The 14,484-nt window shown below is 37.6% G+C and carries 14 protein-coding genes; 5 read left to right on the forward strand and 9 right to left on the reverse strand.

All coding sequences use genetic code 11. The features are described from left to right. Positions 1–3: 3 nt before the first annotated feature. From ACYVRA_RS06790 to ACYVRA_RS06800, 3 genes are all read left to right on the forward strand, one after another. Complete coding sequence (locus tag ACYVRA_RS06790) at positions 4–1,440, forward strand: class I SAM-dependent DNA methyltransferase (RefSeq protein ID WP_461251987.1); 1,437 nt, start codon at positions 4–6, stop codon at positions 1,438–1,440. After that, complete coding sequence (locus tag ACYVRA_RS06795; protein ID WP_461251988.1) at positions 1,440–2,723, forward strand: restriction endonuclease subunit S; 1,284 nt, start codon at positions 1,440–1,442, stop codon at positions 2,721–2,723. Before ACYVRA_RS06790 ends, ACYVRA_RS06795 begins: the two co-directional genes overlap by 1 nt. Before the next feature lie 236 nt (positions 2,724–2,959). Then, complete coding sequence (locus ACYVRA_RS06800; RefSeq protein ID WP_461251989.1) at positions 2,960–4,738, forward strand: diadenylate cyclase; 1,779 nt, start codon at positions 2,960–2,962, stop codon at positions 4,736–4,738. Positions 4,739–4,749: 11 nt separating this feature from the next. On the opposite strand, the gene ACYVRA_RS06805 is transcribed toward ACYVRA_RS06800, so the two are convergent. Genes ACYVRA_RS06805 through ACYVRA_RS06815 form a run of 3 tightly spaced genes read right to left on the reverse strand, consistent with a single transcriptional unit; the run spans position 4,750 to position 6,965 of the window. After that, positions 4,750–5,196, reverse strand: coding sequence for a hypothetical protein (locus tag ACYVRA_RS06805; RefSeq protein ID WP_461251990.1), 447 nt, complete (start codon positions 5,194–5,196; stop codon positions 4,750–4,752). Positions 5,197–5,226: 30 nt separating this feature from the next. Continuing rightward, positions 5,227–6,054, reverse strand: coding sequence for a hypothetical protein (locus tag ACYVRA_RS06810; RefSeq protein WP_461251991.1), 828 nt, complete (start codon positions 6,052–6,054; stop codon positions 5,227–5,229). Next, a complete protein-coding gene (locus ACYVRA_RS06815) occupies positions 6,054–6,965 on the reverse strand; it encodes a DUF488 family protein, N3 subclade (protein WP_461251992.1) in 912 nt (303 codons plus the stop codon). The genes ACYVRA_RS06810 and ACYVRA_RS06815 overlap by 1 nt, the downstream gene beginning before the upstream one ends. 521 nt (positions 6,966–7,486) lie before the next feature. On the opposite strand from ACYVRA_RS06815, the gene ACYVRA_RS06820 reads away from it, so the two are divergent. Both ACYVRA_RS06820 and ACYVRA_RS06825 read left to right on the forward strand, forming a co-directional pair. After that, positions 7,487–7,873 carry a hypothetical protein gene (locus ACYVRA_RS06820; RefSeq protein WP_461251993.1) on the forward strand — a complete coding sequence of 129 codons (387 nt, stop codon included), beginning with the start codon at positions 7,487–7,489 and terminating at the stop codon, positions 7,871–7,873. Next, positions 7,870–8,037, forward strand: a complete 168-nt coding sequence (locus tag ACYVRA_RS06825) for a hypothetical protein (RefSeq protein ID WP_461251994.1) — start codon at positions 7,870–7,872, stop codon at positions 8,035–8,037. The genes ACYVRA_RS06820 and ACYVRA_RS06825 overlap by 4 nt, the downstream gene beginning before the upstream one ends. A gap of 180 nt (positions 8,038–8,217) precedes the next feature. Here ACYVRA_RS06825 and ACYVRA_RS06830 read toward each other — a convergent pair whose 3' ends face one another. From ACYVRA_RS06830 to ACYVRA_RS06855, 6 genes are all read right to left on the reverse strand, one after another. Further along, a complete protein-coding gene (locus ACYVRA_RS06830) occupies positions 8,218–9,513 on the reverse strand; it encodes a PcfJ domain-containing protein (RefSeq protein WP_461251995.1) in 1,296 nt (431 codons plus the stop codon). 291 nt (positions 9,514–9,804) lie between these two features. Next, positions 9,805–10,362, reverse strand: coding sequence for a helix-turn-helix domain-containing protein (locus ACYVRA_RS06835; protein ID WP_461251996.1), 558 nt, complete (start codon positions 10,360–10,362; stop codon positions 9,805–9,807). 64 nt (positions 10,363–10,426) lie between these two features. Further along, complete coding sequence (locus ACYVRA_RS06840; protein WP_461251997.1) at positions 10,427–11,038, reverse strand: vWA domain-containing protein; 612 nt, start codon at positions 11,036–11,038, stop codon at positions 10,427–10,429. 352 nt (positions 11,039–11,390) lie between these two features. Beyond that, positions 11,391–13,241, reverse strand: coding sequence for a flavin reductase (locus ACYVRA_RS06845; RefSeq protein ID WP_461251998.1), 1,851 nt, complete (start codon positions 13,239–13,241; stop codon positions 11,391–11,393). Positions 13,242–13,306: 65 nt separating this feature from the next. Beyond that, entirely contained in the window at positions 13,307–14,080 is a 774-nt protein-coding gene (locus ACYVRA_RS06850; protein ID WP_461251999.1) for an EFR1 family ferrodoxin, read from the reverse strand. Between the two features lie 46 nt (positions 14,081–14,126). Next, positions 14,127–14,480: a cupin domain-containing protein gene (locus ACYVRA_RS06855; RefSeq protein ID WP_461252000.1), complete on the reverse strand. Its 354-nt coding sequence runs from the start codon at positions 14,478–14,480 to the stop codon at positions 14,127–14,129. Positions 14,481–14,484 lie beyond the last annotated feature (4 nt).

Here is a 14,484-nt window from a genome sequence, read left to right on the forward strand (position 1 = left end):
AATATGTCGAATGTAGGGGCTGTAATAAGCAGTATAAGAAACATAATGAGACAAGATCGCGGTATTTCAGGCGATGCACAAAGATTGGAACAATTAGGGTGGATGTTATTTCTTAAAATAATGGACGACAAAGACAAGGAACTGGAAGTAACGAAAGAAAATTATGTCTCTGTAATTCCTAAAAAATTTAAATGGAGAAATTGGGCTGCAAACCCTGAAGGGATAACAGGCGATGAATTATTAAATTTCATTGATAGCACGGAGCCGACTAAAAAAGGGCTTTTCCTAACAATGCGAAACATAACCAATAAAGAAAATCCCAAGCGAGCAATGGTAGTAAAAGAGGTTTTTGACGGCTCAAACAACTACATGAAAAGCGGCTATGAAATGCGTAAAGTTATAAACAAACTAAATGAAATTGATTTTACAAAAAAGGAAGATAAAGACATCTTTGGGACTATATACGAGACTATATTGCAAGAATTGAGGGATGCGGGAAACAAAGGTGAATATTATACGCCGAGAGCCATAACTAAATTAATGACACAAATGACAGACCCAAAATTAGGAGATAAGGTTCTTGATCCTGCGGCAGGTACAGGCGGCTTTTTGACAGCCGCCATTGACCACATAAGAACAAATTATATAAAAACGGTTAAAGATGAAACAATTTTACAGAGTTCCATAATTGGTTGGGAATTAAAACCCGTGGCTTATGTATTAGGATTAACAAACTTAATTCTCCACGAAATAGAAGTGCCTGACTATCACTACATAGACAGTTTAAAGAAAGAATACAACAGCATTGGTAAAAAAGATCAGGTTGAAAAAATCCTTGCCAATCCGCCTTTTGGAGCAACCATAGCGGACGGTGTTGAGACTAACTTTCCCGCTTCTTTTCGTTGTAAAGAAAGCGCCGATTTATTCGTAATATTGATGTTGCAATTACTAAAACCAAACGGCAAATGCGCAATCGTATTACCAGATGGCTCCATTACAGGCGAAGGTGTAAAAGCCCGTATTCGAGAAAAACTATTAACTGACTGTAATTTGTACACCATTGTACGTCTGCCTCAAAGCACATTTTTCCCCGCAACTGTAAGTACCAATTTACTGTTTTTTGAAAAAGGGGAACCAACAAAAGAAATATGGTATTATGAACACCGCCTGCCCGAAGGACAAAAATCTTATTCAAAAACCAAGCCCATACAGTTTGATGAATTCAAACCGCTGATAAAATGGTGGAATAACAGAAAAACGAGTGATGTTGCATGGAAAGTGAAAGTAAAAGATTTGAATAATTGGGATTTGGATATTAAGAATCCGAATAAGCAAGAAGAAATGATAGACTATGATTTAAGATCAATTGTTTCAAAAATTGATAAAAACCAAAGTCAAATCATTGAAATTATAAATGACTTAAAAAGTATGATAAAATAATGATTTATAAATTATCAGATATTTGTACAATTACAAAAGGTGATATCGGTATAATGAAGGCTGTACCTGGCGAATATGCTATGATCACCTTGGGAGAAGAAAATAAAAGCCACAATGAATATCAATTTGACGCAAAAGCAGTTATAGTCCCTTTAGTTTCATCAACAGGTCACGGACATGCAAGTATGAAAAGGGTAAAATATTTTGAAGGTAAATTTGCACTTGGAAATATATTATGTGCTGTAATTCCAAAAGATGAAAAAAAAGTTAATGCAAAATATTTACATATTTTTTTACATGAAAATAGAGAAAATTTACTTGTTTCATTGATGAAAGGAGCAGCAAATGTAAGTTTACCGATTAAAAGATTAGATAATGTTGAAGTTGAAATACCAAGCATGAAAAGACAAATTGAAATAATTGAATTAGAAAAAATAATATCTATTAATAATGAGAAACTTGTAAATAAATTTGAAAATCAAATAAAACTTCTTTCTTATCTTCGTCAATCAATTTTACAAGAAGCTATACAAGGTAAGCTAACAGCAGAATGGCGTGAACAAAATACAAACATAGAACCCGCCACAGAACTGCTTAAACGCATAAAAGCAGAGAAAGAGCAATTAATTAAGGAAAAGAAAATCAAGAAAGAGAAGCCTCTATCAACAATCTCAAAAAACGAAATTCCATTTGAATTACCGCAGGGGTGGGTGTGGTGCAGATTGGGAGATATAGCACAATCGTTAAATGGATTAACATACAAACCAACTGATGTTGTAGAGATAGGAATTCCGGTTTTACGTTCCAATAATATTCAAGATAATAAATTACTATTGAACAATTTGGTTAAAGTAAAATCAGAAGTACCTTCTTTAAAAATGGCTATGAAGAATGATATTTTGATTTGTGTAGCAAATGGTAGTAAAAAATTAATTGGAAAAGTTGCTCTTATTGATGTTGATGATTTATCGTTTGGTTCATTTATGAGGGTAATACGAACCGATATTAACCATAATTATCTTTTTAATTTTTTATTATCAGAAATTTTTAGAAAACAACTAAATGATGTAAAAAGCACAGGTATAAATCAAATAACAAAAGATGTTTTAAGTAATATTATAGTAGTTTTACCTTCACTTCCTGAGCAACAGATCATAGTATCTAAACTTGAAGCCTTGTTAGAAAAATGCAATCAATTACAAGACAAGATAGAAAACATGAAAAAACACAGCAAAGAATTGTTAAGAGCCTTGTTTAATGAGACATTTGAAAAGGCTAATTAAGAAATTTGCATAGAAAACGCTCATATAATAAACAATTATTATTCATAATAACAAGGATTTGACATTATGAGATAATTTATATATAATATGACCATTTAGCAATTAGAGGTAAGATTGACTATTAATAATATAAAAAGCATAATATACCATTATTAGTAGTGAATGGATGATAAATTTTTATATTCTGTAGCGATCCATACTAACGCGTATTTAACAAAATAAAAGGAGATGAAAGATTGTCAAATACTATTAATCAATTTATGTGGGGCTATCAAATAGATTGCCGAGTATCATTAGAATCTCTTGCTAAGCGATGTTTTAATAAGTTAGCAGATGGTATTTTTAATGATTTATTTTTTGTTGGGATATTACGATCAGGAGAAACAGATAAAAATATTATTTGTATTGAACCGGAGGATTCTAAATACCAGCAATCAATGTTCAATAATGTAACAGAAATGGCTGCTCAATTAGAGGCAGTATCTCCAGAAAAACATGTCCTCCATTCACTTCCAGAAGCACAAAAAAATCATAATCGAAGAGTTACAGCCGTTGCACATAAAGATGCCGTATTAAAGTGTATAGAACAAAATGATTATTTTAACGAATATAAAACATTTGTCTCATCTGCTGTAAATATTGCAAAATATAACGTACATATATGTCTGCAATTGAATAGGAAAATATATGATTCTTTTTATAAGCTAAATAGAGACTTTACTGAAATTCCAAAACTACATATCTCAAGATCCATTATTGATTCCCTAGTTAAGGAATTCTTTTCAGTAGCTATACGAGAAATGGTGGGAGATAACACAGCATTTGATCTCGCACGTATTGACGCTGATGATTTAATTCGTAAAGCAGGCAATGATTTTATGTTTGCTGTCTCTGTAAAAGGCCTTAATCTAGGAGCATCTTATTATTTTTATCAAAACCTCAATATCATATCATCATTGCCATACGAGAGTCAAGATAATTATGGACGTATGATTATTTGCAAGAAAGATCATGAAAACATTAAGTATGATATTATTTTTGTAAATCCAATAGCTATATCAGAATGCCGAAAAATCAGAAAAATATTGGAAATGACATCGGAAAATCTATATTTAATTTCTGATGCGGGTGTTGCTTATGGATTAGGACATATAATCGGTGAATATAATCCTATAGCAGAAGATTTATTCAATATATATTTCACTGGTCATTATGCATGGAAGCTTTTACATGATAATAAACAAGTTATAAATGTAAAATATACTAATCCATTTCTTCCTACTATTGAATTTAGACGCGATAATTTCTCATTCGATATAAAGAGAATTTTCAAAAACATTGAAGAAGATGAAATTGTAAAATTATATACTCTTGTTTGTTCAATGCTCCAATGTAAACATGGGGCAATATTGGTTATTTGTAGTGATGCAAAAGAAGAGGCGGAAAGATTGAAAAATCAATCTTTGCAATTGAAACCATTTGCCATTGATGAAAATACTGTAAAGAAATTCTCAAACATTGATGGGGCAATACTCATTGATGAAAACGGAATTTGCTATTCAATAGGTGCTATTTTAGACGGCATCGCAACTGACAAGGGTGATTCATCACGAGGATCACGGTATAACAGTTCTATTCGTTATTATGAACAAAGAAAAAAATATACTAGCATTGCCGTTATTATTGTATCCGAAGACGGGATGGTTGATTTTATACCATATCTTAGACCTATTATTTCACATAACTTAATATATGAAACTATTAGAGAATTATTGGAAATGGAAAATGAAGTTGAAGTTAATACAAAAAAATATTATTCCGATATAGAATTATTATATAAACTGGAATTTTATTTAAGTCAGGACGAATGTAATCAAATAAATGCGTATAGGAAAAGAATGGAACCAAAGCTAATGCAACAAAATAATATCATTTTGTTAAAGGATGATTTGCAACCTAATCCTGAATGTAACGAAACATACTTTAGTGAAAATGATAACAACAAAAAACCATAGGTCTTAGCGTCTTATACCCAATGAGAGGAAAATAAGACATCAAAGACTAATTCTATTGCTTTTCTAGCTTCAACTTCTAATAGCTCTCTTTTTTCCCATTGATCATCTACTGTTATTGCAGGATTATCAATATTCAAATGGATTAGCTTATTTCTTCGTTTACGAAGCCAATCCAACTCATTAGTTAGTCCAGTCTCTTTAAGCAACTTTTCAGTATTACCTTGAAATTCTGGAACTTCTATTTCTCGTAAGTGGGCATCAATAATTGCAATAGACAAAATAATGACAGCAACCCAAGCACCAGCACAATATGCAATTTGCAAATCAATCGCCAAAGCTCCTGCTTGTTCTGATACATCATATTCACCATTTCTTGATCTATCATCAATTAATTTTTCTATCCAATCACTTCTTTCATTCCATAATTTCCTATTTGGTTCATCTAAAAAATCTAACAAAATAATTTTTCCTTCTTTTCCATTCAGTCCTTAAAACAACTTCCCCTGCCTGTCAACAGGCGGATAGAACACTCCCACAATGCTAAAAGGATTTTGAGCCAAGTGATGATCGCTCTTTCTTGTCCCAAGGAAGAAAAATATATCCTTGGTAAAAAACTCGTCCCAATATTTTTCTCGGACTTTTTCCAAGGCTTTTCCTTCATCACCATTGGCATTTCGCAGGCAATTCAAATACAAAGTGCCAATTTCCCAATCTTCTATCATTAAGTTGGATACTTTGCCCTGATCGTCTTCAAACTTATATTTGAATAAATAGGGTAACTTTTGGACAACTTTAAATTCTTCAATTAATTCATCGGGTGTTTGGAATAAAGAAAGTTGTTTGGCTTTTTCCCGTATTTGATCAAGTTTATCCTGAGGCCAATCCCTTTCGGTAGGTTCAGAGTAGAAATCTAAAATTTTTGTAGGCTTAAAAATAGCAAGGGAACGATAGGGTGGGGTTTTCGCAAGATTTATTATTTCTTCCAAATTTGTATATACCTTCTCGGATTTGAATAATATACGCTTCCTTTCTTCCCAATTAACTTTTGTGTTTTCAGGCTCAATAACTTTGATGGTATCAATATTTAACACTTTATGGCTCTCAATACGAAAGTCCGAAGTGTTCCGTTCAATATCCGCCTCTATCCATTGATATTTTTTATACTTTTGTTCATTATCCAATTTGCGGAAGGGAAGCGGGTAAAGCCGTACCCACGAACCGTCTTCGATAATTCCTGCGGTGCATACCAATTCATCATATTTTTCAGAGATGGTTGGATACGTTTTTACAGTGATATAAATCTTCTTTCGTTCCATTATAAATCCATAGTTTGCACATTATAAGTGTTTTTAAGATAATCCCGAATTACATGGCGATGACAATGTAAAGGCGCATGCTCAAAACAGGTAAGGGCGATGCGGTTTTTGGTTTCTAATAATAGATAAAGTTTTTCAAGAAACTCCCGGCAATTGGGAAGCGATGATTTGTATTCCTTAAAGAGATTCTGATAATCCTCATCTGAATTAAGATTGTTTCTTTTTTCCGATTTTATACCTAACTCAGGAAAGTGGATATATTCAATTCCTATATTTCCCAGATATTTCTGTAAATTATTCTTGGAAAAACCGAATTTTCGGCTAAGGGGATTATTTCGTACATCGCATAGCACTTGAACATCGTTTTTGATTAGAAGGTTAAGGTAACGCTCAACAGTTATTCCTTCATATCCAATAGTAAAAAGTACGCGTTCTGTTTGTTTAAGCTGTTCCTTTGCCGTTTTAACTTGGGCGATACCTGTTGTGTCCATAATGGATGCCGCTGTACAGCTGTTTATCGCATAGTAAGGGTATTGTTCATAAACCAGTTTTACAAGCCGATTGCCTCTGACTTTCGGTAATTGCTCAGAAATGGATTTTCCAATCCCTTCAAAAGGAAGGCTTATGCCGTCAAGCTCATCTCTCCCTGTATATTGTATTTTTCCGTTAGTATCCGACAGCCAACCCATAGCCTGTAAAGTATTGATATCCTCTCCTGCCTGTATTGAATAACCGCCATATAGATAGGGTACAAATTCGTAATAAGTAAGATTATTTTCGGTAATATATAGAAATAACAATTTCTGGAAATCAATGGCTGTTAAAGGCTCATTTAATACTTTTATAAAAGAGAGAAGAAATTGTTGCCTTTTATAAACAGGCTTTGACAGCCTGCGAGAAGCCATGTTCATCGAAATCCCCCAAATCTTGGTTCCGATATTTATAAGTATATATTATAGCTAAATATCTGGAATGTCTATGTCTCAATAATTATGTTTTTACGTGAGACATCACGTGTATCGCATATATCGTCAAACCCATTTCCCTGCAAATGGTCAACAAAATGATTGACTTTTTAGCAGTTTTTTGAGATAATAAAATCAGGCTTATGCATGTAAGTCTATATATTATAAGCACTTACGTGAAGCGTTAGATAGAGAAAATAAGGCATCCTCCGGACTGTTAACCACTGGGTCCGTGGTTCAAATCTGCGCAGGGGAGCAACTAATTCCTTACTACATAAGGAATTACGGAATGACATTTCTAACAGTATCCCCGAATTAAATGGCACTGCACGTTTATCGTGCAGGAATCCCCAAAAAAAGGAGATGTTGTTTATGTCAAGAACGCCCGAACCTTTAATTGGAACTTTTTGTCAGAAAAAAAACGCTATAATACAAATGACATATAATAAAATTTAGAGGTTTAGACTATGAATAAAATTAATGACTACAAGGATAAAATTCAAAAAATTGATACCTATTCAGGACAAAAAAAATACAATGCAGTCAATGATCTTTTTTCTGATATGGCCACAGATGCAATAGGAGCTATTTTTAGTGGAATTAAAGGGATATTTGATAGACGCCAGCAAAAAAAGTGGGAAGCTGAAGCGGCTAGGCTTAAAGCGGAAAGACTTGAACGTGAACGGAAAGCTGAAGCTGAACGTCAAGAACTTCTGAGGCTGGAAATAGAACGTAAAAAACGTATCGCAAGACGAAAAAAGATATTTGCTTTTAAAATACTTGTTGTATTAGCAATAATTTGTGGAATTATATACTTTATTTTTTTCAAAAATATTTTTGGAGGTAAACCATGATCACTTATTCTATCAAGCTGAAAGTGGAAGGTAATGGCAGTATTATATGTACTACCGAAAGAGCGAACAGCGCAGCAGAAGCAGAGCAAAAGGTGCTTGAGCGGCATCACAGGTTACATAAGGGAAAAGAAATTACAATAATTCAGATAAGCCCCCCTCAATAAGCGCGATTGTTTCTCCTCTGCTTATCCTGAATAGAATTTTCCTGTAAATAAAGCAGTTCAGTCTTACACAACTGCCAAGTCTAAGGGGATTAAAGTGGCTGACCCTCGCTGTTTTACCATACCACTATACTTAAAGCATTATTAAATATTATCACAATTATTGCGTTTCATAGCTTCATGTTAAACCAGTACCCGTACTTTAATCCTGTTGCTTTCACCCCAGCGTGTAATTAACCGCATAATTTGGGATGAAAGCGCGGTGTTGCAGCTTCCTTTCGCTTGTATTACGGCGCGTGTTGAAACATTTACTTCCACAGTGGCGACATTGTTCGTAATCTGTTTCGATTTAACGGCGCGCTCAACTGAAAAAATCGCCGAATTGCCTGAAGCGCACTTATGCGCGTAGCCACCTACGCAGTTCCTCATTTTCCGCCCTTCGTTTACCAATTCTTGAGCCGTCCTGAGTTCCGTTACCGTCCAGATAAATTCATCCGTTTCATGCCTGAAGCGCGTTATCCCTAATCCCTTCCAGCACGAAGTATCGATAAGATTTTTATCCTTCATGGCGGCGGCCTGCCGCGCCTCTCTTCTTTGGCATTCATGCCATTCGTTTGAAAGGCTTATAACGCTGTAAATAGTACGCCCGCTAAAAGAAAAAGCGTTCTTTTCCCGTTCCCGTATTTTTACCAGAACAAAATCGCAGATGTCCCCAAGCGTCCCCCTGTCATACCGGTAATCGGGCGTTCTGGCAAGCAAATCAAAAAAACTTTCAACTATTTTGTTTTTAAAACAAGTGAGAAACTTTATACTGAACACGTCAGCTATCATCACGCTTAATTTGTGGTTTATCGCCCTTGCCCTGCATTTAGCGTAAAAATACAGTTTGATAATGGAATCGCAATCCTCATAAACCAGTTCTGATGACAAGAAGAAATGCGATTCCGCTTTGGTGAAAAATTTCGTATTCTTTTTGTAAAACGATTCGCCGTGCGTTATTTCGTTTATCCACTTTTTTGCGAGACGTATTAAACCGGAACCGGTATTACTGACCTTTTCCCCTTTATCGTTAACGGTAAATTCCGGCATATGCGCGGTCATGATTAGGATTTCCGGCAGCGGGTAAGGGCAGACAAAACTCCTTAAAAATTCAACGTGCTGTTTCCAGCTATTGAATGAATGAGGTTTCCAGTTGGAAGGGATAGAATCCCTTTTGTCAAATTTTGTCCGGGCGATATAGGAATACATTCTAAGAAATGTTTCCGCTCCGGGCTTTTTATCAGGTTTTCCCGCTTTCCTGTTATCTTCCCGAAAAATTTCTGGTATTGCCTCATTACTCCGTTTTTGCGTTTCTTTTTCCTTTTGTTTATATTCACGTTTTCCCTGTTCATAAAGCAGGCGTCCTGCGCGGTACTCGTCCCGTAATTCACGCTTGCGGATTTTCCCAAAACTTCTTGACACTGTTATATCCTTTACCATATATGTTTTTCATAGCAAAGCTATTAAAAACATACGAATACATTGAGAATAATGGCCGTTAAAAATTAACGTCCAATACTTAAATTAGAGCCTCGCAGGATTAGGGATAAAAGGCAGGTCTATGGTTAGTTGAGGCCTTTACCAGAAATCGGAGGCTCTCGCCTTTTGGTTTTTTAGGTTTGTTTTTACAGTCATTTTGGGCCTCCTATGGCAAAAGTTTATGTTTTAAATATGCAAAATCTTTCTATCTTTGTCAAGCGTTTTTCATACGGAATAATTATAAATGTACTGTTAAGCATTACTATCCTTCGACAGCGGCTCAATGCCAATAGCGAATAACAAAGCGTTCACCTCGTCAATATCATAAATGCCTTTTTCAAGGCAGTACATGACGCATACGTCGCGGGTGGACGCGTTACTGAGCGAATAGCCGGCTGTTTGAAGGAACTTGTCAAATTCCGCGCGTTCCAGTTTTAAAGCGAGGGCGAAACTTATGACGGTATTCATGGAAGGGTGCCTTCCTTCCGGCCCCATGTATCTTGAATACTGCCTGCGGTCAACATTAGCCCTTTTATATAATTCAGCGGGCTTAAGACTTTTTTCTTTCCGTAGCCTTTCAAGGGTATGGGCAAAACCTTCGGGTTTCCGATGCTTTTTTATGTATTTGGTCGCCTCATTGGAAATATTACGAAAAGACATGGACATGGCCTCATCAGCTATCTGTCCCGTGACGCGCATCGCGCGGACAGATAATACAGGGGCAATTGGAGAAGCAAGTATTTTACCAATCGGGACATAATGGTCTTTAATGTATTCCCGCAAGCCTTCAATTATTTTTTCGTCAATCATAATTTCTACCTGCTAATAGTATAGCATAGCGCCCGAAGAAATGATTCTCCGGGCATGGATTTTTCTATGCTGTTGCCGTCTTTTTGTGTTTTGGCTTTGGAGCCCTGATAGTGTCGCACAACAACGCGGCTTTGCTATACATACAACAAAGTCCCTCGGAACTTGCATTAAAGTTGAAAGAACGCCCGACGCTGATTCCCATTCTTCCGCCTTCTTTTGCGGCGTCAATGTTAGCGCCCATGAAAATAAATTCCCAGCCGTACTTTTCAGTCTGATGGGTGATCATTCTTTTAACCGCGTCATAACTGAATTCTCTGCTTGCGTTTTCAAGGCCGTCTGTGGTAATAACAAAGATAACCTTGCCGGGTCTTGAATCTTCCGGCGTCTCAGCGAGCCGCTTGCCAACATCGTTGATGGTTTTGCCCACGGCGTCGAGCAGGGCGGTAGAGCCGCGTGTGAAATATTCATCGTTTGTTAGAACAACTTTCCCCGCGTCAACGCCGTTATGCAAAATCTCATATTTATCGTCAAAAAGCACGGTGGTAAGGCTGGTTTGCCCTGCTTTTGCCTGTTTTTTGACAAATCCGTTAAAGCCCCCAATCGTGTCATTTTCAAGCCCTTCCATAGAACCGCTGCGGTCAAGGATAATACACAATTCCGTTAAGTTTTGATTCATAATGAACCTCCTGTTCGTTTTGTTTAAATATATGTTTTTTTCAGATGGAAAAGGTCGCCAAAAAGGCGACAAACAAAATTATTTAGCCGAAAAAAGAGGCTGTCCTAGTAGTCTGTAATAGCTAAATATTTACAAAAAGACCTCCCGCAAAGGCGCAGAGGCGCAAAGTTGTTGTTCTCAGGATCGTCGTTTTTCTTTCAAGATTTGTAGTCAACCTTATATATCTTGATCAATAATGGGTCATCGGATAGGAACTTTGCGCCTTTGCGCCTCTGCGCCTTTGCGAGAGAAAATTTGAGAATAATGTTTTGTAAAGTTCTAGCTGTTACAGTCTACTACTGGCGCTATTGCGTCAAATTGGTTCAAAATCCTTAGCGCCGTGTTTGCACAGAGGACAAATAAAATCATCCGGCAAAGTGTCGCCTTCATAAACATATCCGCATATTTTGCAGACGAATCCTTTTTTGTTTCCCTTAGGCGGCTGGGGCTTAGGTCTTATATTATCAAAGTAATATTGATAGGTTACGCTTGCGTCACGTGACAGCGAAAAGGCCTGGCTCACCTCGGCGATAAACAGCGTATGCGTGCCGCAGTCAAAAGATTCTTTCACTTCCGCTGAAATTACGCTATTTGTCCATTTTGACACATAACGGACGCCGTTTTCAGTACGTAAAGCTTCCCCGTAATTGGCAAATTTATCCGTCTTTTTTCCGCTTTGAAAGCCAAAATGTTGAAAAACGCGAAAAGGCACGCCCTCGCTTAAAATGGAAATATTGAATTTTCCCGTCTTTAGTATCATATCGTGGGTATAATTGGTTTTGTTCACTCCAATTGTTATCTTCACGGGAGAGGCGGTTATTTGCATAACGGTATTTATAATACAGCCGTTGTCCTTATCGCCGTCTCTGGCTGTTAGTACAAATAAACCATAGGACAGTTTGAACATTGTGTCGGGATCAATTGCATTTAACGTTGACGGATTATTCTGATTAATTCCTGTGGGAGCGGTGAAATCCGCGCCTATCGCCTCCGCCATTGATTCAATATCTTGAAGCTGGGCGGCTTTTAAGCCGGACAGTATGCTTAATTTATTTTCAAGAATATCAATATTTTTGCATTTGCTAAGTTTTTCACGAATTAAGCCGCCGCTTGTGGGCGCCCATGAACCGTTTTCGATTATTGCGACGCGGCGGTTTTTAATATTATGCGCTACAAGATCGTTAATCAAGGCTTCCATTGTTACGAAAATTCCAGCGTTGTAGGTTGTAGACGCGAATACGAGGTGGCTCCATTTAAACGCGGCGCTTACTATCTCCGAGGCCGGCGTAACTGAAACGTCAAATATAACTGTTTTAATCCCTTTGTCGCGCAGGCGGCAGGCAAGAATTTCCACCGCGTTTTCCGTATTCCCGTAAACGGACGCGTAGGCGATCATTACGCCGTTTTCTTCCGGCTCGTATTTGCTCCAAAGCATATATTTTGAAATAATTTCATTTAGATTTGTACGCCATACAAAGCCGTGAAGCGGACATATCATTTCTATTTTGAGGGCGGACATTTTATCAAGCGCCGATTCAACCTGAGTCCCATATTTCCCGACTATATTTGAATAATAGCGCCTTGCCTCGTCCATATAATCCTTCGCAAAATCCACTTCATCCGCGAAAAGGGCGCCGTTCAACGCGCCAAAGCAGCCAAACGCATCCGCTGAAAAAAGAATTTTAGCCGTTAAATCATAAGTAAACATGACTTCCGGCCAATGTACCATCGGGGCCATAATAAATTGAAGGGTGTGCTTTCCGGTATTCAAAGTTTCGTTTGCTTCGACCACACGGACGCGCGAATCCATGTCAAAATTGTAGAATTGTTTGATAATTTTTAACGCCCTTGCACTGCAAATAATTTTTATTTCAGGGTACCGAAGAATCAATTCAGAAATCACGGCGGAATGGTCGGGTTCGACATGTTGTACCACGAGGTAATCCAATTTTCTGTCTTTAAGCGCTTCTTCAATATTTTCCAAAAATCTCTGCCGTACCGCTTTATCGACGGTATCAAACAGTACGGTTTTTTCGTCGGTCAAAAGGTATGAATTGTACGAGACGCCAGCCGGTACGGAATAAACGCCCTCGAATAACGCCAGCCGCCTGTCATTCGCGCCGACCCATACTAAATCATCAGTAATTTTTTTAATACAATACATTTTCTAAATTATACTCCTTTAGAATCATTATAAGACAGATACAGGCGTCTGTCATCAGTTGATTTTTACATCTGTCCCCTTCCAAGTTCCCTAATATCAATCTCCGGATGGCGATACCCCCGCGCGCCGAATTTCGCGCGCCCGAACTGAATGGCACGTAACGGGCAGATGTCGATGCAGGCGGCGCAATTTTCGCACTTGCCGCTAAATGACGGGCGGTTTCCCTTCATTTTAATACCGGCTACCGGGCAAACTTTTTCGCAAGTACCGCAGCCGTTACATTTGCCGCTTACTTTGTAACACTTGTAAAATATTTTTACTCCCAGCGAAAAAAGAAACGAAACAAAAACGGACAGCGGACGGAATGTGTTAATCTTGTTTGTTTTTCTTTCGATCACATAACGCGCGGCTTTTTCAGTTGCTTTTTCCTGCATGGCGGCGCGTATTGCGATTTTTTTCTCATCAGGCGGGCCAAAAAAAGGAATATAATTTTCCATCGCGGGAATTTTGCCAAAGTAAAGAGAGTCTATCTTTTTCTTTTTTAGTATTCTGCTTAATTCCGCCTGCGTGCCGCCCGGGTCAGAGCCGTAGGTTACAAATGCGGCAAAATACGGAGTTTTAAAAAGCGCTTTTTTCGTAAAGCGGCGCACAATTAACGGCAGCCCGTAGGCATACGAAGGGTAGACAAATATCACAGCTTGCGCGTCAATTATTATTTCGTCTTTTTCAACCTCAACGCCGATGTTAAACAATTCGCAAGGTTCGCCGATTATTTGCGCCATTTTTTTTGCCGACCATAAACTGTTGCCGGTGCCGCTGAAGTAATAAATTTTCGTCAATTATTTTTACCCTTCAATATTAAAGAAATTGCCCCGCTTTCCGTTCCTACTCAATTACGGGATTATCAACCTCAATTTTATCGACCTTCTGAAAAGGGGCGAGGGTAGAAATCATGCGGACCACGGCGGAAGATCTATTGATCACATAATGAACCTCTTTAGGTTCTATGTGAATTAACTGTCCGGGGCTGAGGGTATGCGCCGTACCGTCTACGACGATGGTAACTGTTCCCTCAAGGATAAAAAAGTTTTCTTCCATCACTTCATGGTAATGGGCGCGAAAATCCTGCCCGGGCATGAACTGCACCAGCGCGAAATTGCTGCGCGGCCCCTGCATGAGGTACTTGGGGCCTGAGTCCCCGAATCTGTATTCCCTCTCTTTTTCATCTACTATAAACATATCG

The organism is Treponema sp. R8-4-B8 (assembly GCF_054786175.1).